We start from the raw sequence: 23,952 nt of genomic DNA on the forward strand, positions 1-23,952 counted from the left end.
GTAATGTCATCTCACCGCAGCAGGGCCAACGTCGTCCCGGACTGCACTGACACGAAGCCAGTGACACACGACGACGACGGGAGGGTTGATGGCTGCTGCTGCCCTCACACCGGGCCGCCCCGGATCCCAGGGGCTGTACGACCCGGCGAACGAGCACGACGCGTGCGGGGTCGGCATGGTGGCCGACCTGCACGGTCGCAAGAGCCACGACATCGTCCAGAACGCCCTGACCGTCCTGAAGAACCTGGACCACCGCGGGGCCGTGGGCGCGGAGCCGGACGACGGTGACGGCGTCGGCATCCTCGTCCAGATCCCGGACGCGTTCTTCCGCGAGGAGTGCGGCTTCGCGCTGCCCGAGGCCGGCGCCTACGCGGCCGGCATCGCGTTCCTGCCGGCGGACGCCGAGGAGCGCGCCGCCGCGGTCGCGCACGTCGAGACGCTGTGCGCCGAGGAGCACCTGACGGTGCTCGGCTGGCGGGAGCTCCCGCACGACCCCGCGTTCACCGGCCCGGCCGCCCGCCGCGTCATGCCGCACTTCGCGCAGCTGTTCCTGGCGCCCGCCGCCGGCGGCCCGCACGCGGGCAAGACCGGCCTGGAGCTGGACCGCGCCGTGTTCTGCATGCGCGAGCGCGCCGAGCAGGACGTCCGGGTCTACTTCCCGAGCCTGTCCAGCCGGACGATCGTCTACAAGGGGATGCTGACGACCCCGCAGCTGGAGCCGTTCTTCCCCGACCTGTCGGACCGCCGCTTCACCAGCGCGATCGCGCTGGTGCACTCGCGGTTCTCGACCAACACCTTCCCGGCGTGGGAGCTGGCGCACCCGTACCGGTTCATCGCGCACAACGGCGAGATCAACACCGTCCGGGGCAACCGGAACTGGATGCGGGCCCGTGAGGCGCTGCTGAAGACCGACCTGATCCCCGGCGAGCTGTCCCGGATCTTCCCGGTGATCGACATCGAGGCGTCCGACACCGCGTCGTTCGACGAGTGCCTGGAGCTGCTGCACCTGGGCGGCCGGTCGCTGCCGCACGCGGTGCTGATGATGATCCCCGAGGCGTGGGAGAACCACGCCGAGATGGACGCCGACCGCCGCGCGTTCTACGAGTTCCACTCCACCCTGATGGAGGCGTGGGACGGGCCGGCCAGCGTCAGCTTCACCGACGGCACCGTCGTCGGCGCCGTGCTGGACCGCAACGGGCTGCGCCCCGGCCGCTACTGGGTGACCGAGGACGGCCTGGTCGTGCTGGCCAGCGAGGCCGGCGTGCTCGACATCCCGCCGGGCAAGGTCGTCCGCAAGGGCCGCCTGCAGCCCGGCAAGATCTTCCTGGTCGACACCGAGGCCGGGCGGATCGTCGAGGACGACGAGGTCAAGGCGGAGCTGGCCGCCGAGCACCCGTACGCGGAGTGGCTGCACGAGGGCCTGGTCCGGTTCGAGGAGCTGCCGCAGCGCGAGCGGGAGATCCCGACGCACGACACCCTCGTCAAGCGGCAGCAGACGTTCGGGTACACCCTCGAGGAGCAGCGGATCATCCTCGGCCCGATGGCCAGGTCCGGCGCGGAGCCGATCGGGTCGATGGGCACCGACACCCCGATCGCGGTGCTGTCGGAGCGCCCGCGGCTGCTGTTCGACTACTTCAAGCAGCTGTTCGCGCAGGTCACGAACCCGCCGCTGGACGCGATCCGCGAGGAGCTCGTCACCTCGCTGCAGTCCACGCTCGGCCCGGAGGGCAACCTGCTGGAGCCCGGCCCGGACTCGTGCCGCCGGCTGGTGCTGCCCACCCCGATCCTGGACAACGACGAGCTCTCCAAGATCATCCACATCGACGACGAGGGATCCCTGCCGCACCTGCAGGCCCACGTCGTGCACGGCCTGTACGAGGTCGCCGGCGGCGGCGAGGCCCTCGAGACCCGCCTCGAGGAGATCAACTCCGAGGTCAGCCGGGCCATCGAGGCCGGCGCGCGGATCATCGTGCTGTCGGACCGCGGCGCCGACTCCGCGCGCGCCGCGATCCCGTCGCTGCTGCTCACCGGCGCCGTCCACCACCACCTGATCCGGGAGAAGACCCGCACCAAGGTCGGCCTGGTGGTCGAGTCCGGCGAGGCCCGCGAGTGCCACCACATGGCGCTGCTCATCGGGTACGGTGCGTCCGCGATCAACCCGTACCTGGCGATCGAGACCGTCGAGGACATGGTCCGCGGCGGCGCCCTGGACGGCGTCGAGGCGGACAAGGCCGTCCGGAACCTGATCAAGGCGTACGGCAAGGGCGTCCTGAAGGTCATGTCGAAGATGGGCGTGTCCACGGTCGCGTCCTACACCGGCGCGCAGATCTTCGAGGCGATCGGCCTCGGCGAGCGCGTCGTGTCGCGCTGCTTCACCGGCACCACCTCCCGGCTCGGCGGCGTCGGCTTCGACGTGCTGGCCCGCGAGGCCGCCGAGCGGCACGCCCGCGCCTACCCGCCCGGCGGGAACGAGGCCGCGCACCGCACGCTGGAGATCGGCGGCGAGTACCAGTGGCGCCGCGAGGGCGAGCCGCACCTGTTCAACCCGGACACGGTGTTCAAGCTGCAGCACGCCACCCGCACCCGCCGCTACGAGATCTTCAAGGAGTACACCTCCAAGGTCGACGCGCAGTCGCAGAAGCTGATGACCCTGCGCGGGCTGTTCAAGCTGAAGGAGGGCGGGCGGACGCCGGTGCCGATCGAGGAGGTCGAGCCGGTATCGGAGATCGTCAAGCGGTTCTCCACCGGCGCGATGTCCTACGGCTCCATCTCCGCGGAGGCGCACGAGACCCTCGCGATCGCGATGAACCGGCTCGGCGGCAAGTCCAACACCGGCGAGGGCGGCGAGGACCCGGTCCGGTTCACCGCGGACGCCAACGGCGACCTGCGGCGCAGCGCGATCAAGCAGGTCGCGTCCGGCCGGTTCGGCGTGACGTCGGAGTACCTCACCAACGCCGACGACATCCAGATCAAGATGGCGCAGGGCGCCAAGCCCGGCGAGGGCGGGCAGCTGCCCGGCCACAAGGTGTACCCGTGGATCGCCAAGACCCGGCACTCCACGCCCGGCGTCGGCCTCATCTCGCCGCCGCCGCACCACGACATCTACTCCATCGAGGACCTCGCGCAGCTCATCCACGACCTGAAGAACGCCAACCCGGCGGCGCGGGTGCACGTCAAGCTCGTGTCCGAGGTCGGGGTCGGCACGGTCGCGGCCGGGGTGTCCAAGGCGCACGCCGACGTGGTGCTGATCTCCGGGCACGACGGCGGCACCGGCGCGTCCCCGCTCACCTCCCTCAAGCACGCGGGCGCGCCCTGGGAGCTCGGCCTCGCCGAGACCCAGCAGACGCTGCTGCTGAACGGGCTGCGCGACCGGATCGTCGTGCAGGCCGACGGGCAGATGAAGACCGGCCGGGACGTGGTCGTCGCGGCGCTGCTCGGCGCCGAGGAGTACGGCTTCGCGACCGCGCCGCTGGTGGTGTCGGGCTGCATCATGATGCGGGTCTGCCACCTGGACACCTGCCCGGTCGGCGTCGCCACCCAGAACCCGGTGCTGCGCCAGCGGTTCTCCGGCAAGCCCGAGTTCGTGGTGAACTTCTTCGAGTTCATCGCCGAGGAGGTCCGCGAGTACCTCGCCGCGCTCGGGTTCCGGTCGCTGGAGGAGGCCATCGGGCACGTCGACATGATCGACACCCGGGAGGCCGTCGAGCACTGGAAGGCGTCCGGGCTGGACCTGGCGCCGGTGCTGCACGCGCCCGAGACCCCGTACGGGGACGCGCCGCGCCGCGTCGCCGCGCAGGACCACGGGCTGGAGAAGGCGCTCGACAACACCCTCATCCAGCTCGCCGAGGGCGCCGTCGCGTTCGGCGACAAGGTCACCCTCGACCTGCCGATCCGCAACGTCAACCGGACGGTCGGCACCATGCTCGGCCACGAGGTGACCAAGAAGTGGGGCGGCGCTGGCCTGCCCGACGACACCATCGACGTCACCTTCACCGGCTCGGCCGGCAACTCGTTCGGCGCGTTCGTCCCGCGCGGCATCACGCTGCGGCTGGTCGGCGACGCCAACGACTACGTCGGCAAGGGCCTGTCGGGCGGGCGGCTGACGCTGCGTCCCCCGGCGGACGCCGCATTCGCCGCCGAGGAGCAGATCATCGGCGGCAACGTGATCCTGTACGGCGCCACCTCGGGCGAGCTGTTCGCCCGCGGCGTCGTCGGGGAGCGGTTCTGCGTCCGCAACTCCGGCGCCACCGCCGTCGTCGAGGGCGTCGGCGACCACGCCTGCGAGTACATGACCGGCGGGCGGGCCGTCATCCTCGGCCGCACCGGACGCAACATCGCGGCCGGAATGTCCGGCGGCATCGCCTACGTTCTGGACCTGGTGGCCGACCGCGTCAACCGCGAGATGGTCGACCTGCAACCGCTGGACGAGGGCGACGAGGCGTTCGTCAAGGGCCTGGTCGAACGGCACCTCGCCGAGACCGGCTCGCAGGTCGCCGAGCGGCTGCTGGCCGGCTGGGACCCGGCCCGCTTCACCAAGATCATGCCGCGCGACTACCGGCGCGTCCTGGACGCGATGGCCGAGGCCGAGGCGCAGGGACGCGACGTCGACGAGGCCGTCATGGCCGCGGCACAGGGCTGAGAGAGGGGGATTCCCACATGGCTGACCCGAAGGGTTTCCTGACCGTCCAGCGGGAGCTCCCGAAGCGCCGCCCCGTGGACGTCCGGATCAGGAGCTGGTCGGAGGTCTACGAGAACTTCGGCGCCGACCGGCTGGAGAAGCAGGCGAGCCGCTGCATGGACTGCGGCATCCCGTTCTGCCACCAGGGCTGCCCGCTCGGCAACCTCATCCCCGAGTGGAACGACCTCGTCTACCGCAAGGACTGGCACGAGGCGATCGAGCGGCTGCACGCCACCAACAACTTCCCGGAGTTCACCGGGAGGCTGTGCCCCGCCCCGTGCGAGAGCGCCTGCGTCCTCGGCATCAACCAGGACCCCGTCGCGATCAAGCGGGTCGAGGTCGAGATCATCGACCGGGCGTTCGCCGAGGGCTGGGTGCGGCCGCAGCCGCCCGCGGTGAAGACGGGCAAGAAGGTCGCCGTGGTCGGCTCCGGCCCGTCCGGGCTCGCCGCCGCCCAGCAGCTCACCCGCGCCGGGCACGACGTCACCGTGTACGAGCGCGCCGACCGCATCGGCGGGCTGCTGCGCTACGGCATTCCCGAGTTCAAGATGGAGAAGCGGCACCTCGACCGGCGCCTCGCCCAGATGCGCGCCGAGGGCACCGCCTTCAAGACCTCGGTGAACGTCGGCGTCGACATCACCGCCGACGAGCTGCGCGAGCGCCACGACGCGGTCGTGCTCGCCGGCGGCGCCACCGTCTGGCGCGACCTGCCCATCCCCGGACGCGAGCTCAAGGGCGTCCACCAGGCGATGGAGTACCTGCCGCCGTCCAACAAGGTGCAGGAGGGCGACTTCGAGAAGTCCCCGATCGACGCGGCGGGCAAGCACGTCGTCGTGATCGGCGGCGGCGACACCGGCGCCGACTGCGTCGGCACCGCGATCCGGCAGGGCGCCGCGTCGGTGACCCAGCTGGAGATCATGCCGCGGCCGCCGGAGGAGCGCAGCGGCGCCCAGCCGTGGCCGACGTACCCGATGCTGTTCAAGATGGAGAGCGCCCACGAGGAGCTCGCCGGCCTGGGCGGCGACCGGCTGTACGCGGTGTCCACCACCGAGTTCGTCGGCGACGCGGACGGCGACGTCCAGGCGCTGCGGATCGTCGAGGTCGGCGGCCCCGGCACCGGCTTCAAGCCGGTCGAGGGCACCGAGCGCGAGATCCCCGCGCAGCTGGTCACCCTCGCCATGGGCTTCCTCGGCCCGCAGCGCGAGGGCCTGCTGGAGCAGCTCGGCGTCGAGCTGGACCAGCGCGGCAACGTCGTCCGCGACCGCGAGTACAAGACCTCCGTGGACGGGGTCTACGCGGCCGGCGACATGGGCCGCGGCCAGTCCCTGATCGTCTGGGCGATCGCCGAGGGACGCGCCGCCGCGCACGGGGTCGACCAGTTCCTCACCGGCCACACCGCCCTGCCCTACCCGATTCCGCCCACAGCGCGACCGATAGCCTGATCCGCGAACATTCGACCGCCGTGCCTCCGGTGTCCGCCGGAGGCGCGGCGGCGTCGCGCGTACGGGGGTTACCATGCCGACCCGGCAGATCGAGGTCACCGACTGGCACCTGGAGCAGGTCGGCCCCGCCGACCTGCGCCCGGCGCGGACGCCCGACGTCCCCGTCGGCATCGTCCGCGCCGAACTGCCCAGCCCCGAGCTGAGCCGGTACCTCTACACCGCGGTCGGCGGCGACCACTACTGGACCGACCGGCTGACCTGGACCTACGACCAGTGGCTCAACTGGCTGTCGCGGCCCGGCGTGGAGACCTGGATCGCGCACGTCCGCGGCACCCCCGCCGGCTACGCCGAACTCGACCCGCAGCCCGACGGCATCGTCGAGATCAGCTGCTTCGGCCTGCTGCCCGCCTTCACCGGCCAGGGCATCGGCGGGCACCTGCTCACCGTCGGCACCGCCCGCGCCTGGGACCTCGCCGCCCGCTGGGACGACCGCAAGCCCACCCGCCGCGTCCGGCTGACCACCAGCTCCCACGACGCCCCCGCCGCGCTGAAGAACTACCAGGCCCGCGGTTTCCGCGTGTACGACGTCACCGTCGCGACCGCCACCGTCGGCCACACCCCGCCCGGCCCCTGGCCCGGAGCCCGCTGACCCCGATCTACGGCGCCAGGTCCGCCGCCAGTTCCCTCAGCACCTCCACCAGGCGCTCCACGTCCGCCGTCGTCGTCCGCCAGTTCAACGGCGCCGGACGGAACACCGTCATGCCCCGGTAGGTGCTGGTGCCCGCGTACACCCGGCCGTCCTCCAGCAGCGCCTCACCGAGCCTCGCGTTCAGCTCGTCCAGCCGGTCCTCGGGCACGCCCGGCGGACGGTACCGGAAGCACACCACGCACAACTGCACCGGCGCCAGCAGCTCCAGATCCGGCGCCTCCTCCACCAGCTTCCCCAGATGGGCCGCGACATCGAGATGCCGCTCCACCATCGCCCGGTACCCGTCCCGCCCGTACGCCCGCAGCGTCGCCCAGATCGGCAGCGCCCGCGCCCGCCGCGACGACTCCGGCCCCAGCATGTTGTAGTTGACCCGCTCACCGTCCTCGTCCGGCAGGTACGCCGCGCCCCACGCCCCGAACGCCCGGCTCAGCACCCCCGGATCCCGGACGAACGAGAACCCGCTCTCGTACGGCACGTTCAGCCACTTGTGGCCGTCCGCCGTCACCGAATCCGCCCGCTCCACCCCGCGCGCCAGGTGCGCCGACCGCGGCGACAACGTCGAGAACAGCCCGAACGCCCCGTCCACGTGCAGCCACGCCCCGTGCCGCTCCGCCAGATCCGCCAGCTCGGCGATCGGGTCGGAGTCGCCGGTGTTGACCTCCCCGAGGTTCGCCACGATCACCGCCGCGCCGCCCGCCTCCGCCAGCGCCGCGTCCATCGCCGCCAGATCCACCCGGCCCGCGTCGTCGCGCGCGAACACCCGCAGCGTGTCCCGCCCGCAGCCGAGGATCTGCAGCGCCTTACGGGTGCTGACGTGCACCAGCCCGCTGCTGAACACCGGCATCACCGGGAGCCCCGCCAGACCGCGCGACGCGACGTCCACGCCGTGCCGCTCCGCCCACCAGTGCCGCGCGCACGCCAGCCCGGTCACGTGCGCGAGCGTCGCGCTCGGCGTCAGCACCCCGCCGAACGACGCCGGCAACCCGAACAGCTCCTTCAGCCACCGCAGCACCACCGTCTCCGCCCGCGCCGCCAGCGGCGACGTCAGCCACAGCCCCGCCGCCTGGTCCAGCAGCGACGCCGTCCAGTCGCCCGCCATCGCCGCCGGCGTCGACCCGCCCACCACGAAATGGAAGAACCGCGGCCCCGACGAGTGCGTCGCTGCCCCCGTGCCCACCCGCACCAGCCGCTCGACCGCCGCCACCGAACCCTCGCCCCGCTCCGGCAGCGGCCCGTCCAGCTCGTCCAGCAGCACGTCCATCGCCCGGTCGTGCACCGGACGTTCCGCCAGACCGCCCAGATAGGGCCCCGCCGCGTCCGCGACCAGCCCCAGCGCGGCCCCCGCGATGTCACGTTCGTCCAGAGGATCACCCATGGCACCAGAACACCACACCGCCGGCCCCGCCGATCACACGGAATGGCCCCTCATTCCGGACCGGTCACCCTTGTGATCACCGGACCGGTCCGCTACCGTCCCGCCAGTCCCGCACGCGGGACGCTAGGGCCCGGTCGCCCACCGCTGGGGCGGCCGGGCCCGCCGCTGCGCTGGCCGGGCCCGCCGCGTCCGGCGGGCCGGGCCCGCCGCCGGGGTGGCCGGGCCCGCCGCGTCCGATTCCTGCAAGACCCCTCACCACGCGCCCCCTACCGTGAGCCGCATGAGAACGCTGCACGCCACCGACCTGCACCGCGCCTGGGAATTCATGCGGCTCAACGCCCGGCTCATCGACCGCCACCGCTTCGCCCTCCACTTCCGCGACGCGCCCCCTGAACCCCTCCTCGCCGCCCTCGCCGCCTACGAGAACCCCGACGGCGGATACGGCCACGCCCTCGAACCCGACCTCCGCGGCGAGGCCAGCCAGCCCGTCCCCGCCCAGCACGCCCTCGACGTCCTCCACCAGGCCCGCGCCGACGACCACCCCGCCGTCGACCGCATCGCGGGCCACCTCGCCGCCATCACCGCACCCGACGGGGGAGTGCCCTTCGTCCTGCCCACCGTCAACGACGCACCCCACGCCCCCTGGTGGCAGACCCCCGACGACCCGCCCGGCGCCATCAACCCCACCGCCTCCCTCGCCGGCATGCTCCACCGCGCCCGAGCCCGCCACCCCTGGCTCGACACCGCCACCGCCTTCTGCTGGAAACACCTCGAAAACCCGGGCACCGACCCCGGCCCCTACGACGTCCTCGCCACCCTCACCTTCCTCGACCACGTCCCCGACCGCGAACGCGCCGAAGCAGCCTTCACCCGCCTCCGCGACACCCTCACCCACCACGCCGCCAGCGACCACCACGGCGTCCTCGACTTCGCCCCCGCACCCGGCGGATACGGACACCGCCTCTTCGCCGACGACGCCGTCGACAACGCACTCGACGCCCTCATCGACGCCCAGCACGACGACGGCGGCTGGGATATCGACTTCCTCATCTGGACGCCCATCACCCGCCCCGAATGGCGCGGATTCATCACCGTCGAACGCCTCAGGACACTGCGCGCCTACGGCCGCCTCAAGCCCTGACTCACATCAGCGCGCTCACCGGCTCGCCCGCCAGCGCCCGCACCTCGTTCGCGAAATGCGCCTGATCGGCGAAGCCCGCCGCATACGCCACGTCCGCCAGCGGCACCCCCGACCGCGCCAGCGCCAGCGCACGCTGGAACCGCAGCACCCGCTGCAGCACCTTCGGCCCGTACCCGAACGCCGCCAGCGAACGCCGCCGCAACTGCCGCTCACCCAGCCCCAGCGCGTCCGCCACGTCCCGCACCGACCCCTCCGCCAGCCCCGCCACCACCTCCGGCACCAGCGGATCCACCGGCTCCACCCGCGCCGCCCGCGCCCGGACCGCCGCCACCAGCACCTCCCGCCGCGTCTCCAGCGACCCCGCCCCGGCCACCGCGTCGGCCAGCCCGTCCGCCGCACCGCCCCACAGATCCCGCAACGGCACCCGCGCGTCCCGCAACGCGTCCGCCGGCACCCCCAGCACCGGCGGCGCCGCTCCCGGCCCGAACCGCACCGCCGCCATCCGCGCCCCCGGACGCAGCGCCGCCGGCATCGGCCCCGTGTCCGGCCCCGCCACCTGCACCCCGTCAGCCGACCAGATCACGTCCACGCACCCGTCCGGCACCACCCGCTGCACGAACGGCACCGCGTCCGCCGGCAGCGCCGCCGTCCACGAGCAGACCAGCCCCGCCCCGCGCTCGGGGACCTCGCGATAGCCCGTCGGGTTCACCCCTCCTGCATACCACCCGCCCGCACGGGCAGGGGAGGCAGAGAACCGAACGGGAGGAAACCCCACATGTCCACCGATCTTCAGGGCAAGTCCATCGCCTTCCTCTGCGCCCCCGAAGGCACCGAGCAGGTCGAACTCACCGAACCCTGGAAGGCCGTCGAGCAGGCCGGCGGCACCCCGCGCCTCGTCTCCACCCAGTCCGGCCGCCTCCAGGCCTTCAACCACCTCGACAAGGCCGACACCTTCCCCGTCGACACCACCGTCGACGTCTCCGACCACACCGAGTTCGACGGCCTCCTGCTGCCCGGCGGCGTCGCCAACCCCGACTTCCTGCGCACCCAGCCCAACGCCGTCGCCTTCACCAAGGCGTTCTTCGACGCCGGCAAGCCCGTCGCCGTCATCTGCCACGGGCCGTGGACGCTCATCGAAGCCGACGTCGTCCGGGGCCGCACCATGACATCCTGGCCCAGCCTCCAGACCGACCTGCGCAACGCCGGCGCGACGTGGGTCGACGCGGAGGTCAAGGTCTGCGAGGGCGGCCCCAACGTGCTCGTCAGCAGCCGCAAGCCCGACGACCTCAAGGCCTTCTGCCAGGCCGCCGTCGAGGCCTTCAAACGGTGACCGGGCCCCTGTGGTCTAGACCTCTGACCTAGACCATTCGGTGAACCTTGGGCGACCGCACCCTGCACGAATATCCGTACCAGCGGGTAACTAAGTACGGTTGTGGACGTGACCCGTCGAGCGAAGATAGTCAGCACCATCGGTCCCGCCTGCTCCAGCACGGAACAGATCAACGCCCTCGTCGAGGCCGGCGTCGACGTCGCCCGGCTCAACATGAGCCACGGCGAGCACGCCGTCCACGAGGAGGTCTACCACCGGATCAGGGCGGCCGCCGACGCCACCGGACGCGGCGTCGGCATCCTCGCGGACCTGCAGGGCCCCAAGATCCGCATCGGGCGGTTCCCCGACGGCCCCGTCCGCCTCACGCTCGGCGACGAGTTCACCATCACCACCGAGGACGTCCCCGGCACCCGCCGCGAGGTCTCCACCACCTACCACGGCCTCCCTGGCGACGTCGGCCCCGGCGACCCCGTCCTCATCGACGACGGCCGCGTCGCCCTCGAGGTCACCGCCGTCGACGGCCCCCGCGTCCGCACCGTCGTCAAGGTCGGCGGCATGGTCTCCGACAACAAGGGCCTCAACCTGCCCGGCGTCCCCGTCAGCGTCCCCGCCCTCACCGAGAAGGACGAGACCGACCTGCGCTGGGCCCTGCGCCTCGGCGTCGACCTCGTCGCCCTCTCCTTCGTCCGCACCCCCGCCGACGCCGACATCTGCTACCAGATCATGGAGGAGGAGGGCGTCCGCGTCCCCCTCATCGGCAAGATCGAGAAGCCGCAGGCCGTCGAGCTCCTCCCGGAGATCGTCGCCGCCTTCGACGGCATCATGGTCGCCCGCGGCGACCTCGGCGTCGAACTCCCCCTCGAGCAGGTCCCGATGGTCCAGAAGCGCGCCATCGAACTCTGCCGCGAGAAGGCCCGCCCGGTCATCGTCGCCACCCAGATGCTCGAATCCATGATCTCCGCGCCCCGCCCCACCCGCGCCGAGACCTCCGACGTCGCCAACGCCGTCTTCGAGGGCGCCGACGCCGTCATGCTCTCCGGCGAGACCAGCGTCGGCCAGTACCCCATCGAGTCCGTCCGCACCATGAGCCGCATCGTGGAGACCGCCGAGCAGGCCACCCTGCACGCCACCCACACCCTGCAGCGCATGCCCGAGACCGTCGGCGGCGCCATCGCCCGCGCCGCCGCCGAGGTCGGCGCCATCGTCGGCGCCGAGGCCCTCGCCGCCTTCACCATGTCCGGCGAGACCGCCCGCCGCCTGTCGCGCTACCGCTCGCCGATCCCGCTGCTGGCCTTCACCTCGGTGCCCGCCGTCCGCGGCCGCCTCGCCCACGTTTGGGGCGTCGAGACCTTCATCGTCCCCCAGGTCGACCACACCGACGCCATGTTCCGCCAGGTCGAGCAGGCCCTCCTCGAGCTCGGCCGCTGCCAGAAGGGCGACAAGGTCGTCGTCGTCGCCGGCTCGCCCCCCGGCACGGCCGGCTCCACCAACGCCTTGCAGGTCCTCAACATCGGCGAAAGCCACTGACCCGCGCCGACCGGCCGCCGCCCCGCAAGGGCCGGCGCCCGGCCGGCCGCGCGCGCATATTGATCACCGGCGGGTCTCGTTTCCACGACGCTCCGGACACCACGTCAACCCTCAGTACTTGGCCCCCACGAACTCATCCAACCGAGCCACCGCCTCCCGCCTCGCGACGGATATGTCGGTGGCGTTCATCTGCCTCCACGCGATCCCGAGCCGGTCCAGGGCGTCGGTGAAGAGTCGCTGGATGTCGACCGACAGGTCGGTGAAGTTGTAGCGCGGATACTCGTACCACCGATCCCCGCTCTTGAGCGGCCTTCGCACCCGGTTGACGGACCTGCATCCGTCCGAGTGGAGCAGCCCGTGGACGAACTCCTGCGTGTGCCGGTCGACGATCTCCTTCTGCCAGGCCGCCAAGGTGATCGCGCGTTCGTGCTTCCTGCCCGGCCCGTGCTGAGGGAAGAGGCACGGCCAGTGCTTGGAGTGGCTGTTGACCTCCACGCAGCCGATCTTCGGGATGATCCGGACCTTGTTCGCCGGCCGAACCGCCTGGACGGCTTCCACGCACAGTTCGATGAGCCCAGGCCAGGCGTTCGCGCAGGCGATCCCCATCGCCCACACCTCCTTGCGAGGGTCCCCGACCGGGCTGATGCACCCGTCCCCGAGATAGAGACCGAGCAGGTAGGCATAGCTTCGGTTGTCGAGGGGAGTAGCGAAGCACCGAGGGCAGTCACGTTTGACGCGGCCGTCGTGCCACGCGGGATCCAGGCCCGGTTCGGGGTCTGAGGAGTCGCCTTTCGGCATGGAAGGGGCCGCTGGGCCAGGGTGATCAGCTTCAGTGATCACCTGCAGCGTCACGTCTGAGTGAGGACTGCTGGACGTACGCAGGTCAGGGCGCTCTTAAAGACGTCCTGATGTGCAAGGGTGCCCCGGGTGGGACTCGAACCCACACTAAACGGGTTTTGAATCCGCGTCCTCTGCCAATTGGGATACCGGGGCATCTTCCCGACTAAGTGGGAAGAATTGGACTCACCTGGTCAAACGAACAGGCCCGCTGGGAACCAGGGTAGCGGGTTTCGGTAGGGTCGGGGGCGTGGAGAGCGCTCGGCGAGTTGTGATCGCGGAAGACGAGGCACTGATCCGGCTGGACCTGAAGGAGATGCTGGAGGAGGACGGGTACGAGGTCGTGGGCGAGGCCGGGGACGGGGAGACCGCCGTCCGGCTGGCCGGCGAGCTCAAGCCGGACCTGGTGATCCTGGACGTGAAGATGCCCGTCCTGGACGGCATCTCGGCGGCCGAGCGCATCTCGGCGGACCGGATCGCGCCGGTCGTGATCCTCACGGCGTTCTCCCAGCGCGAGCTCGTCCAGCGGGCGACGGAGGCGGGCGCGATGGCCTACCTCGTCAAGCCGTTCGCCAAGACGGACCTGACGCCGGCCATCGAGATGGCGGTGAGCCGGTACACCGAGCTGCGGGCGCTGGAGGCGGAGGTCGCCGGGCTGCAGGAGCGGCTGGAGACCCGCAAGGTGGTGGACCGGGCCAAGGGGCTGCTCCAGGAGGCGAACGGCTGGTCCGAGCCGGAGGCGTTCCGGTGGATCCAGAAGACCTCGATGGACCGCAGGCTCACGATGCGGGCGGTGGCGGAGGCCGTGGTGGCGGGCGCCACCGGCGGCGCGAGCGGCGGCGCGAGCGGCGGCGGCGGGACGGCCGGCGGTGAGGCCGGCGCGGGGAGCGAGTCCCCGGCGGGCTGACTTCCTGCCCTGTCATCCGGCGCGTTGTCAAGATCCAATGCGCCCGTCCCGGACCGGCCATGGTCGGCACGCTCCGTAATCATCCCTGGCAAAACGGGGGAACCGATGGGCACGGGGGCGTAACGAAGCAATAACCCTTCGATCCGGGGGTGCTGTTCTGGGTCGGGTCGACGGTGTACGACATAGCTGGTCCCCGCGTGACCGATATCTCCTCCCGGGAGCGGTCGGCGTCGGGGCATGACTCGTACCCGATCCGGTGCGGATCCGGATGTGAAAGGTTGGACACCTTGCGGCGCAACAGGATGAGGGTGACCGGCGCGATCGCGCTGGGAGCGGCGATGGCGCTGGGCGCCGCCGCGTGCGGCTCGGGAGACAGCGGCGGGGGCAAGGATCTGACGATCGCCTACATCGGTGTCCAGACCGGCGACAACTCCCCTGAGCTCGGCATCAACATCTCCAACGGGGTGAAGCTGGCGATCGACCAGTACAACGCCACGAACCCCAAGAAGAAGGTCAAGTTCAAGATCTACGACACCAAGGGCGACCCGGCCGTCGCGCCCGGCCAGGTCCAGAAGGCGATCGACGACGACGTCACCGCGGTCATCGGCCCGGTGTTCTCCGGCGAGTCGAAGGCCACGGTGCCGAGCCTGGAGGAGGCGGAGATCCCGAACATCTCCCCCTCGGCCACCTCCACGGCGCTCGGTAAGAACGGCTGGAAGTTCTGGCACCGGCTGATCTCCAACGACGACGCGCAGGGCCAGGTGGACGGCGACTTCATCGTGAAGACGCTGGGCGCCAAGAAGGTCTTCGTCATCGACGACAACCAGGAGTACAGCGTCGGCCTGGCCGACAAGGTGTTCTCCGCGGTGCAGGCGCAGGGCGTCACGCCGCAGCGCGACAAGATCGACCCGAAGGCGACCGACTACTCCAGCACGGTCAACAAGGTGAAGTCGGTCAAGCCGGACGCGATCTTCTTCGGCGGCTACTACAACGGCGGCGACAAGCTGCTCAAGCAGCTGCGCGACGGCGGCGTGACCGCGAAGTTCGTCTCCGACGACGGCGCGCTGGACCAGAAGCTGGTCGACGGCGCCGGCACGAAGCAGGCGGAGGGCGCGCTGGTCTCGTGCGCGTGCCAGTCGATCAACCCGACGGCCGACAACCCGGCCGTCGCGAAGTTCATCAACGACTACAAGGCCGCGTTCCACAAGGACCAGGGCACGTACTCGGCCGAGGGCTACGACGCCACGACCGCGGTCCTGGACGCCTTCAAGGCCGGCAAGACCACGACCAAGGACGTCAACGACTACCTCAAGACGGTGAACTTCCAGGGCGTGTCGAAGCCGGTCAAGTTCGCGGCGAACGGCGAGATCGAGGTCAAGACCATCTACATGTTCCAGGTGGTCGACGGGAAGCTGAAGTTCCTCGGCGACGCCTCCAAGGTCAAGCCCGAGTGAGCTAGACCGCCACGACGCAGGACGGACGCCGGTCCTCCGGCGCGGGGCGGGAGCGCCACAGCGCTCCCGCCCCCTCTTTCTTGAGGAACCCTCTGTGCTCCACGACTTCACATCCCAGTTCTGGGCGAACACGGTCGACGGGCTGACCGTCGGTTCGATCTACGCGCTGGTCGCGCTCGGCTACACGATGGTCTACGGCGTGCTCCGGCTCATCAACTTCGCCCACTCCGAAATCTTCATGATCGGCACGTTCGGCGGGCTGACCCTGATCCAGGTGGTCGGCTTCGACAACGGCCCCTACACCGGCATCGCCCTGGTGGGCGTCCTGCTGGCGTGCCTGGTGGCCTCCATGGTCGCCTCGGGCGGGGCGGCGCTGCTGCTGGAGCTGATCGCCTACCGGCCGCTGCGCCGCAAGGGGGCGTCGCGGCTGGCGGCGCTGATCTCGGCGATCGGCGCGTCGCTGTTCCTGCAGGAGCTGTTCGCGACGCTGGTGATCCCGCACTTCTTCGGGCACGGCGGCGGCCGCGACCCGATCCACGTGCCGGACCTGCTGAAGAAGGAGACGCTGTTCTCGATCGGTTCCGGTGACGTCCGCAACGACAAGCTGCTGATCTTCGTCGCGGCGATCGTGATGATGGTGATCCTGGACCGGTTCGTGAACGCCTCCAAGCTCGGCCGGGGCATCCGGGCGACCGCGCAGGACCCCGAGACGGCGGTGCTGCTCGGGGTGAACATCGACCGGGTCGTCGTCGTGACGTTCCTGGTCGGCGGCCTGATGGCGGGCGCGGCCGGCTTCTTCTTCGCGCTGCTCTACCAGCAGACGATGTTCAACATCGGCTTCATCCTCGGCATCAAGGCGTTCACGGCGGCGGTGCTCGGCGGCATCGGGAACCTGCGCGGCGCCCTCGTCGGCGGGTTCACGCTGGGGCTCGTCGAGAACTACGGTGGCTCCATCTTCGGCTCCGAGTGGAAGGACGTCATCGCGTTCACGCTTCTCGTGGTCATCCTCCTGTTCCGTCCCACCGGCATCCTCGGTGAGTCCCTCCAGCAGGCGCGCGCATGAGCGACAACACGAACAAGACACGGAACGCGGCCGGCTGGCGCGATGCGCTGGGCGGCCCCCTCGAGACGGCCCGCACGTGGTGGGACCGGGCGCCCGGCTGGCAGCGGTGGGCGGTGTACGTCCTGCTGATCGTCGGTGCGCTGTTCCTGCCGTACCAGGGGCTGGCGCCGGCGATGTCGCCGGAGTCGTCCTGGCAGACGATCCTGTTCTATCCGATCGGCATCTACGTGCTGCTCGCGCTGGGCCTGAACGTGGTGATCGGGTACGCGGGCATGCTCGACCTCGGGTACGTGGCGTTCTGGGCGATCGGCGCGTACACGATGGCGACGATGGCGGTGAAGCACGGGATCGGGTTCTGGCCGCTGCTGCCGTGCGGGATCGTGCTGGCGGCGGTGTCCGGGGTGATCCTGGGCGCTCCGACGCTGCGGTTGCGCGGCGACTACCTGGCGATCGTGACGCTGGGGTTCGGGGAGATCGTCCGGAAGGTCGCGGAGAACACGAACTGGCTGGGCGGGACGCGCGGGATCAACAACATCCCGCATCCGCCGAGCCATGAGGGCGTGTGGTTCGCCGGGGTGGACCTGTTCACGTACAAGATCAGGGACGCGCGGCCGTACTACTACCTGCTGGTCGCGGTGATCGTGCTGGTGGTGATCTTCTCCAAGCGGCTGGAGGCGTCCCGGATCGGCCGGTCGTGGACGGCGATCCGGGAGGACGAGGACGCGGCCGAGATCATGGGCGTGCCGACGTTCAAGTTCAAGCTGCTGTCGTTCGCGACGGGCGCGGCGATCGGCGGTGCGGCGGGCGTGGTGTTCGCGGCGAAGACCGGTTACGTGGCGCCGGCGAACTTCCCGTTCCTGCTGTCGGCGACGATCCTGGCCGCGGTGGTGCTGGGCGGTGCGGGCAACATCCCCGGCGTGATCGTGGGGGCGTTCCTGGTGGCGTGGCTGCCGGAGCGGTTCCGCGGCCTGGCCGACTACCGCGACCTGGCGTTCGGGGCGATCCTGGTGGCGATGATGATCTTCCGTCCGGAGGGGCTGATCCCGTCCCGGCAGCGCAAGGCCGAGATGGCCGAGGGCGGCGGCGGGATGGGCCATCTGGGCGCCGAGGTCGACACGTCCGGTACGGAGACCGAGGTGGGGAGCAGATGAGCGAGGTTTCCGGTGCCGCGGGCGGCGGGTCGGGCGGCGTGCTGCTCGAGCTGTCGCGGCTGACGATGCGCTTCGGCGGCGTCGTCGCGCTGAACGCGGTCGACCTGACGGTGCGCGAGGGCGAGATCTTCGCGCTGATCGGGCCGAACGGCGCGGGCAAGACGACGGTGTTCAACACGGTGACCGGGGTGTACCGGCCCACGTCCGGCGACATCACGTTCGACGGCGGGCGGCTGAACGGGCTGAAGCGGTACCAGGTCACCAAGCGGGGCGTCGCGCGGACGTTCCAGAACATCCGGCTGTTCCCGAACATGACGGCGGAGCAGAACGTGCAGGTGGGCGCGGACGCGCACCACAACGCCGGGCTGATCAGCGTGACGTTCGGGCTGCCCCGGCACCGGCGGGCCGAGCGCGAGGGCAAGGCGCTGGCGCGCGAGCTGCTGGACTTCGTCGGGGTGTCGCACCGCACGCACGACATGGCGAAGAACCTGCCGTACGGCGACCAGCGGCGGCTGGAGATCGCGCGGGCGCTGGCGACGGACCCGAAGCTGCTGCTGCTGGACGAGCCGGCGGCGGGGATGAACCCGGCGGAGAAGATCGCGCTGATGGAGCTGATCCGCAGGATCCGCGACAACGGCCGGACGGTGCTGCTGATCGAGCACGACATGGGCCTGGTGATGGGGATCAGCGACCGGGTCGCGGTGCTGGACTTCGGGCAGAAGATCGCCGACGGGCTGCCCGCCGAGGTGCAGAACGACCCGAAGGTGATCGAGGCGTATCTGGGGGCTCCGGCCGATGCTTCTTGAACTGAGGGACGTGCACGTCCACTACGGCAAGATCGAGGCGCTGAAGGGCGTGTCGCTGCAGGTGGACGAGGGCGAGATCGTCTCGCTGATCGGCGGGAACGGCGCGGGGAAGACCACCACGCTGAAGACGATCTCGGGGCTGCGGTCCTGCTCGTCGGGGTCGGTGTACTTCGAGGGCGCCGACATCGGGTCGATGCCGGGGCACCGGCGGGTGCTGGCGGGCATCGGGCAGGCGCCGGAGGGCCGGGGGATCTTCCCCGGCATGTCGGTGCACGAGAACCTGCTGATGGGTGCCTACGCCCGCAAGGACGACCACTCCAAGGAGCTGGCGGAGGCGTACGAGCTGTTCCCGCGGCTGGCGGAGCGGCGCACACAGGCGGCGGGCACGATGTCGGGCGGCGAGCAGCAGATGCTGGCGATCGGCCGGGCGCTGCTGTCCAAGCCGAAGGTGCTGCTGCTGGACGAGCCGTCGATGGGGCTGGCGCCGATGCTGGTGCAGCAGATCTTCTCGATCATCGAGGAGATCAACCGGCGCGGCACGACGATCCTGCTGGTGGAGCAGAACGCGCAGCAGGCGCTGCGGCTGGCGCACCGGGCGTACGTGCTGGAGACGGGGCGGATCGTGCGGTCGGCTCCGGCGTCGGAGCTGCTGGACGACCCGCAGGTGCGGGCGGCCTACCTGGGCGGCGACGTCGGCGACGCGGGCGGTGCCCCGGGCGCATCCGGCGGGGTCGCGTTGGGCAAGACGGCGAAGGGCGGTTCCGAGGAGGAGGCGTCCGAGGCCGGCGAGGCGGGCGCCGCGAACGGCGCGAAGGACGCCTGACCGGGTGTCGTGCCACGACCCCGGGGCGGGGCCGCCGCTCATCGCAGCGGCAGTTCCGCCCCGGGGTCGTGCGGCAGTTCGACGCCGAGGTCGTCGGTGGGCGAGGAGTACAGCCGCAGCGCCTCGATCCGGGCGTCCTTCGGGACGTCGTACATCAGGTCGAACTCCAGGCGGTCGTGGGAGCCGAGCTCGATGTCGGTCGGCTGCCGCTTGACCCGCATCGCGTCGACGTCGGGCGGGTAGGCGCCGCGCGAGGTGACCAGGAGCTGCCGGTCGAGGTCGACCTTGTGGAAGGTGGCGTAGCGGTTCTCGGCGAGCATCCGGACGCGGGTGAAGCCGCCGCGGCGGGACGGCAGGTCGGCGTGGCTGCCGGTGATGGTGGTGAGCCCGGTGCTGAGGCCGATCGCGGCGAACACGATCTGCCCGTCGCCGACCTCGCGGTAGGGGAGCGGGTGCTCGTTGTCGCGTACGGCGCGGGCGGGGACGCGGTAGTGGTCGTCGTCGTGGCCGCCGCACGCGGACGCCAGCGGGATGAGCGGCACGAGCAGCAGGACGGTAGTCAAGGCGCGCCAAGCCGACGTGCGCCGTGCCGGAAGGGGCCGCATGGGCCGCACCGTAGGACGGGGTCCGCGGCGTGCGCCAGATCATGGGACGTCCTGGGATCGTCCCGTGACATGCGTCGGGCCTGGGATCACCTTTGGGGCCGTACGGCCCTCGCGGGCGCGTGCGTTGTCTACTCGGTGATCCCAGGCCGTTCCGATCCACGCTACAGACCCCGGCCGGTCGATCGCAAAGAAAGCCGCGGATCGGGCGCTGGGGGACGGCCGGGACGCGGGCGCGGGCGGTGCCCGGCGCGTCCGCGGGCGTGTCAGGCCGCGGGCGCGTCGCGGAGCATGCAGGTGAGGCGGGCGGTGCAGACCCGGCGGTCCTGCTCGTCGGTGATGACGATGTCGTAGGTGGCGAGGGTCCGGCCGCCGTGGGCGCGGGTGGCGACGCCGGTGACGTACCCGTCGGTCGCGGAGCGGTGGTGGGTGGCGTTGAGCTCGATGCCGACGGCGATGCGGCCGGGGCCGGCGTGCATCGCCGACCCGGCGGACCCGAGGGTCTCGGCGAGGACGCAGGAGGCGCCGCCGTGCAGCAGCCCGTACGGCTGGGTGTTGCCCTTGACGGGCATGCGGCCGACGACGCGTTCGGCGGACACCTCCAGGTACTCCACGCCCATCGCCTTGGCGAGGTCCCCGCGGGCCTCGATCCCCTCCCCGGAAAGGATCTTCGCGGCCAGGTCGTCGCGGCTCAGGCCGTCGGTGTCGCTCACTTACGCCTCCACAAAACTGTCGTACGCGCAGACTAGAGTCCTGGTGTGGCGAACACACCAGCGACCCCTGACAAGCGTGACCGGCTCCTCCTGCTCGACGGGCATTCCCTGGCCTACCGCGCGTTCTTCGCGCTGCCGGTGGAGAACTTCTCCACCACCGACGGGCAGCCGACGAACGCGGTGTACGGCTTCACCTCGATGCTCATCAACGTCCTGCGCGACGAGCAGCCCACCCACATCGCGGTGGCGTTCGACCGCAGCGAGCCGACCTTCCGGCACGAGCAGTACGTGGAGTACAAGGCGGGCCGGGCCAAGACGCCCGACGAGTTCCGCAGCCAGGTCAGCCTGATCTTCGAGGTGCTGGACGCGCTGCGGGTCCCGCGGATGTCGGTCGCGGGGTTCGAGGCCGACGACATCATCGCCACCCTGTCGGTGCAGGCCACCGAGGCGGGCCTGGACACCCTCGTCGTCACCGGCGACCGGGACGCGTTCCAGCTCGTCAACGAGCACGTCACGATCCTGTACCCGGTGAAGGGCGTGTCGGAGCTGGCCCGGATGGACCCGGCCGCCGTCGAGGCCAAGTACGGGGTGCCGCCCGAGCGGTACCGGGAGCTGGCGGCGCTGGTGGGGGAGAGCAGCGACAACCTGCCGGGCGTCCCCGGCGTCGGCCCGAAGACCGCCGCGAAGTGGCTGGTCAAGTACGGCGACCTCGACACCCTCGTCGCGAAGGTCGAGGAGATCAAGGGCAAGGCGGGCGACAACCTGCGCGAGCACCTGGCCGGGGTGCTGCGCAACCAGCAGATCAACAAGCTCGACACCAACGTCGGGCTGGAGCTGACGCCGCCGCAGCTGACCATGGGCCAGTGGGACCGCGACGAGATCCACACCCTGTTCGACTCGCTGCAGTTCCGGGTGCTGCGCGAGCGGCTGTACTCCTCGCTGTCGGCGGCCGAGCCGGAGGCCGACGAGGGCTTCGAGGTCGAGCTGGACGCGCTGGAGCCGGGGGCGCTGGGCACCTGGCTGGACGCCAACGCCGGCGGGCGGCTCGGCGTCGCCGTCGCCGGGACGTGGGGGCGCGGCACCGGCGAGATCACCGCGCTGGCGCTGGCGTCGAAGGAGGGCCCGGCGGTCCACCTCGACCCGGCGGAGCTGATCGAGGACGACGAGCGCGCCCTGGCCGCCTATCTCGCCGACGCGGCGAAGCCGAAGGCGGTCCACGAGGCGAAGGGCCCGATGCTGGCGCTCGCCGCGCGCGGCCTGTCCCTGGAGGGCGTCACCAGCGACACCGCGCTGGCGGCCTACCTGGCGCTGCCCGGGCAGCGGACGTTCGACCTCGCCGACCTCGCACTGCGGTACCTGCACCGCGAGCTGCGCAGCGAGACCGAGGACTCCGGGCAGCTGACCCTGGACGGCTCCGGCGAGGAGGAGGCCGCCGAGGCGCTCGCCGTCCGCGCCCGCGCCGTCACCGAGCTCGCCGACGTCCTCGACCAGGACCTGGAGAAGCGCGGCGCGACGCGGCTGCTGCACGAGGTGGAGCTGCCGCTGGTGGGCGTGCTGGCCGGCATGGAGCGGGCCGGCATCGCCGTCGACGCCGACCACCTGGCGGGCCTGTCGGCGTCGCTCGGCGGGCAGGTCAAGGAGCAGGAGCAGCGGGCGCACACCGCCGTCGGGCACGAGTTCAACCTCGGCTCGCCCAAGCAGGTGCAGCAGGTGCTGTTCGACGAGCTGAACCTGCCGAAGACCAAGCGCACCAAGACCGGCTACACCACCGACTCCGAGGCCCTCACCACGCTGCTGGAGAAGGACGGCCACCCGGTCCTGGAGCACATCCTGCGCTGGCGCGAGGTCGCCAAGCTCAAGAGCATCGTCGACTCGCTCATCCCGATGGCCGACGACGCCGGCCGCATCCACACCACCTTCAACCAGATGATCGCCGCGACCGGGCGGCTGTCGTCCACCGACCCGAACCTGCAGAACATCCCCATCCGCACCGCCGAAGGCCGGCAGATCCGCGAGGCGTTCGTGGTCGGCGGCGGGTACGAGTCGCTGCTGACCGCCGACTACTCCCAGATCGAACTGCGGATCATGGCGCACCTGTCGGAGGACGAGGCGCTGCTCGAGGCGTTCGGGACCGGCGCCGACTTCCACACCATCACCGCCTCCCGCGTGTTCGGCCTGCCGCCCGAGCAGATCGACTCGGAGCTGCGCGCCCGCATCAAGGCGATGAACTACGGGCTGGCGTACGGGCTGTCGGCGTACGGGCTGTCGCAGCAGCTGCGGATCTCCCCGGACGAGGCGCGCGGCCTGATGGAGGAGTACTTCCAGCAGTTCGGCGGCGTCCGCGACTACCTGCGGAACATCGTCGCCAAGGCCCGCCAGGACGGCTACACCGAGACGATCCTCGGCCGCCGCCGCTACCTGCCCGACCTCAACTCCGACAACCGGCAGCGCCGCGAGATGGCCGAGCGGATGGCGCTGAACGCGCCGATCCAGGGATCGGCCGCCGACATCATCAAGGTCGCGAGCCTGAACGTCGACCGCGCCCTGCGCGAGGCCGGCCTGAAGTCCCGGATGCTGCTGCAGGTCCACGACGAGCTGGTGTTCGAGGTCGCCGCCGGCGAGCTCGACGAGCTCACCTCGCTCGTCCGCGACCAGATGGCGGGCGCCTACGCGCTGCGCGCCCCGCTGAGCGTCTCCATGGGCACCGGCCGCACCTGGCAGGACGCTGCGCATTAAATGCAATCCCGGCCCAGGGGCCTCGCCTGGCGGCTCGGCCCCTGACCGTGCTTGGGGCGAGCGCGGCCTCGCTTCGCGAGCTTTCCGGTGGGGGCTTGCCTTCGGCTTCGCCCCCACCGGTCAGGTAGCGCGCTCGCGTGACGGCTGAGCCCTCTTGAAGCGCTGAAGCCCCTTGAGGCACTGGGGGCCCTTGAGGCACTGAAGCCTCTTGAGGCAATGGGACCCTGAGGCAGGGCTTGCCGACGGTGTCGTCGCTGGTCATCAGGGTGTTCGGTGCTCCGCGTCCTTCTGGGCGCGGGGCATCTTTTCATGCCTGCTGTGGGCGGCCTGCGGGTGGGGTGTCCGGGTTTACCGGGGCGTTTCACACTTGGTGTGATGCGGGGCGGCCCTGGAGTGGTCTGTGGAGATCATTCGGGTACGCCGGTGGGTGTCCGTTGATGTCCGGGGGGTCGTACGCTGTCCCCCTGGTCCTGTTCGGGTCTACCGGCGGGGGAAACGTGCCTCTCCTTCACAAGATCGCTGGAGTTGTGGTCGTCTGCGCCGTGATCCTGGGACTGACGTTGCCAGGGGAGCGGCGCGAGCGCGGCAAGGGCGCCACCGCGGCGCAGGCCGGGGCGACGGCGCGGGCGGCGCGCGACGAGCGCGCGGCCGCGGCCGG

General features: G+C 71.2%; 18 protein-coding genes and 1 tRNA gene. 13 read left to right on the forward strand and 6 right to left on the reverse strand.

The window, feature by feature from the left end; translation table 11 throughout:
* Positions 1-88: 88 nt before the first annotated feature.
* The 3 genes from gltB to ABD296_RS34715 all read left to right on the forward strand — a co-directional run bounded on the left by gltB (position 89) and on the right by ABD296_RS34715 (position 6,769).
* Positions 89-4,639, forward strand: a complete 4,551-nt coding sequence (gene gltB, locus ABD296_RS34705; RefSeq protein WP_344277231.1) for a glutamate synthase large subunit — start codon at positions 89-91, stop codon at positions 4,637-4,639.
* Between the two features lie 17 nt (positions 4,640-4,656).
* Complete coding sequence (locus ABD296_RS34710) at positions 4,657-6,120, forward strand: glutamate synthase subunit beta (protein WP_344277233.1); 1,464 nt, start codon at positions 4,657-4,659, stop codon at positions 6,118-6,120.
* Positions 6,121-6,193: 73 nt separating this feature from the next.
* The gene (locus ABD296_RS34715) at positions 6,194-6,769 is read left to right on the forward strand and encodes a GNAT family N-acetyltransferase (protein ID WP_344277234.1); all 576 of its coding nucleotides are present in this window, start codon (positions 6,194-6,196) and stop codon (positions 6,767-6,769) included.
* 7 nt (positions 6,770-6,776) lie between these two features.
* On the opposite strand, the gene ABD296_RS34720 is transcribed toward ABD296_RS34715, so the two are convergent.
* Positions 6,777-8,204, reverse strand: coding sequence for a pyridoxal phosphate-dependent decarboxylase family protein (locus ABD296_RS34720; protein ID WP_344277236.1), 1,428 nt, complete (start codon positions 8,202-8,204; stop codon positions 6,777-6,779).
* Positions 8,205-8,484: 280 nt separating this feature from the next.
* Here ABD296_RS34720 and ABD296_RS34725 point away from each other — a divergent pair, with 280 nt between their 5' ends.
* Positions 8,485-9,345 carry a hypothetical protein gene (locus ABD296_RS34725; protein ID WP_344277238.1) on the forward strand — a complete coding sequence of 287 codons (861 nt, stop codon included), beginning with the start codon at positions 8,485-8,487 and terminating at the stop codon, positions 9,343-9,345.
* Between the two features lies 1 nt (position 9,346).
* On the opposite strand, the gene ABD296_RS34730 is transcribed toward ABD296_RS34725, so the two are convergent.
* Positions 9,347-10,054 (reverse strand): helix-turn-helix transcriptional regulator, encoded by a 708-nt coding sequence (locus tag ABD296_RS34730; protein ID WP_344277240.1) that lies wholly within the window; start codon positions 10,052-10,054, stop codon positions 9,347-9,349.
* Positions 10,055-10,120: 66 nt separating this feature from the next.
* Here ABD296_RS34730 and ABD296_RS34735 point away from each other — a divergent pair, with 66 nt between their 5' ends.
* Both ABD296_RS34735 and pyk read left to right on the forward strand, forming a co-directional pair.
* A complete protein-coding gene (locus tag ABD296_RS34735; protein ID WP_344277242.1) occupies positions 10,121-10,675 on the forward strand; it encodes a type 1 glutamine amidotransferase domain-containing protein in 555 nt (184 codons plus the stop codon).
* 108 nt (positions 10,676-10,783) lie between these two features.
* A complete protein-coding gene (gene pyk / locus ABD296_RS34740) occupies positions 10,784-12,202 on the forward strand; it encodes a pyruvate kinase (protein WP_344277245.1) in 1,419 nt (472 codons plus the stop codon).
* 111 nt (positions 12,203-12,313) lie between these two features.
* On the opposite strand, the gene ABD296_RS34745 is transcribed toward pyk, so the two are convergent.
* Together ABD296_RS34745 and ABD296_RS34750 are read right to left on the reverse strand one after the other, a co-directional pair.
* Positions 12,314-12,808 carry a hypothetical protein gene (locus tag ABD296_RS34745; RefSeq protein ID WP_344277248.1) on the reverse strand — a complete coding sequence of 165 codons (495 nt, stop codon included), beginning with the start codon at positions 12,806-12,808 and terminating at the stop codon, positions 12,314-12,316.
* A gap of 313 nt (positions 12,809-13,121) precedes the next feature.
* Positions 13,122-13,195: transfer RNA gene (locus ABD296_RS34750), tRNA-Leu, on the reverse strand.
* A 94-nt stretch (positions 13,196-13,289) separates the two neighbouring features.
* Between ABD296_RS34750 and ABD296_RS34755 the strand changes: the two genes are divergently transcribed.
* The 6 genes from ABD296_RS34755 (at position 13,290) to ABD296_RS34780 (ending at position 19,243) form a co-directional block, all read left to right on the forward strand.
* Positions 13,290-13,946: an ANTAR domain-containing response regulator gene (locus ABD296_RS34755; protein WP_344277251.1), complete on the forward strand. Its 657-nt coding sequence runs from the start codon at positions 13,290-13,292 to the stop codon at positions 13,944-13,946.
* A 302-nt stretch (positions 13,947-14,248) separates the two neighbouring features.
* Positions 14,249-15,400 carry a branched-chain amino acid ABC transporter substrate-binding protein gene (locus ABD296_RS34760; protein WP_344277274.1) on the forward strand — a complete coding sequence of 384 codons (1,152 nt, stop codon included), beginning with the start codon at positions 14,249-14,251 and terminating at the stop codon, positions 15,398-15,400.
* Positions 15,401-15,494: 94 nt separating this feature from the next.
* Positions 15,495-16,463: a branched-chain amino acid ABC transporter permease gene (locus tag ABD296_RS34765; RefSeq protein WP_344277253.1), complete on the forward strand. Its 969-nt coding sequence runs from the start codon at positions 15,495-15,497 to the stop codon at positions 16,461-16,463.
* Complete coding sequence (locus ABD296_RS34770; RefSeq protein WP_344277256.1) at positions 16,460-17,614, forward strand: branched-chain amino acid ABC transporter permease; 1,155 nt, start codon at positions 16,460-16,462, stop codon at positions 17,612-17,614. The genes ABD296_RS34765 and ABD296_RS34770 overlap by 4 nt, the downstream gene beginning before the upstream one ends.
* Positions 17,611-18,420 carry an ABC transporter ATP-binding protein gene (locus tag ABD296_RS34775; protein WP_344277259.1) on the forward strand — a complete coding sequence of 270 codons (810 nt, stop codon included), beginning with the start codon at positions 17,611-17,613 and terminating at the stop codon, positions 18,418-18,420. Before ABD296_RS34770 ends, ABD296_RS34775 begins: the two co-directional genes overlap by 4 nt.
* Complete coding sequence (locus ABD296_RS34780) at positions 18,410-19,243, forward strand: ABC transporter ATP-binding protein (protein ID WP_344277262.1); 834 nt, start codon at positions 18,410-18,412, stop codon at positions 19,241-19,243. Before ABD296_RS34775 ends, ABD296_RS34780 begins: the two co-directional genes overlap by 11 nt.
* 38 nt (positions 19,244-19,281) lie before the next feature.
* Here ABD296_RS34780 and ABD296_RS34785 read toward each other — a convergent pair whose 3' ends face one another.
* Together ABD296_RS34785 and ABD296_RS34790 are read right to left on the reverse strand one after the other, a co-directional pair.
* On the reverse strand, positions 19,282-19,806 hold the full coding sequence (locus ABD296_RS34785) for a DUF4352 domain-containing protein (RefSeq protein WP_344277265.1): 525 nt from the start codon (positions 19,804-19,806) through the stop codon (positions 19,282-19,284).
* A 305-nt stretch (positions 19,807-20,111) separates the two neighbouring features.
* On the reverse strand, positions 20,112-20,465 hold the full coding sequence (locus ABD296_RS34790) for a PaaI family thioesterase (RefSeq protein ID WP_344277277.1): 354 nt from the start codon (positions 20,463-20,465) through the stop codon (positions 20,112-20,114).
* Between the two features lie 138 nt (positions 20,466-20,603).
* Here ABD296_RS34790 and polA point away from each other — a divergent pair, with 138 nt between their 5' ends.
* Positions 20,604-23,294, forward strand: coding sequence for a DNA polymerase I (polA, locus tag ABD296_RS34795; protein WP_344277268.1), 2,691 nt, complete (start codon positions 20,604-20,606; stop codon positions 23,292-23,294).
* The last annotated feature ends 658 nt before the right edge of the window (positions 23,295-23,952 follow it).

The organism is Actinomadura napierensis (genome assembly GCF_039529375.1).
GTDB classification, from domain to species: domain Bacteria; phylum Actinomycetota; class Actinomycetes; order Streptosporangiales; family Streptosporangiaceae; genus Spirillospora; species Spirillospora napierensis.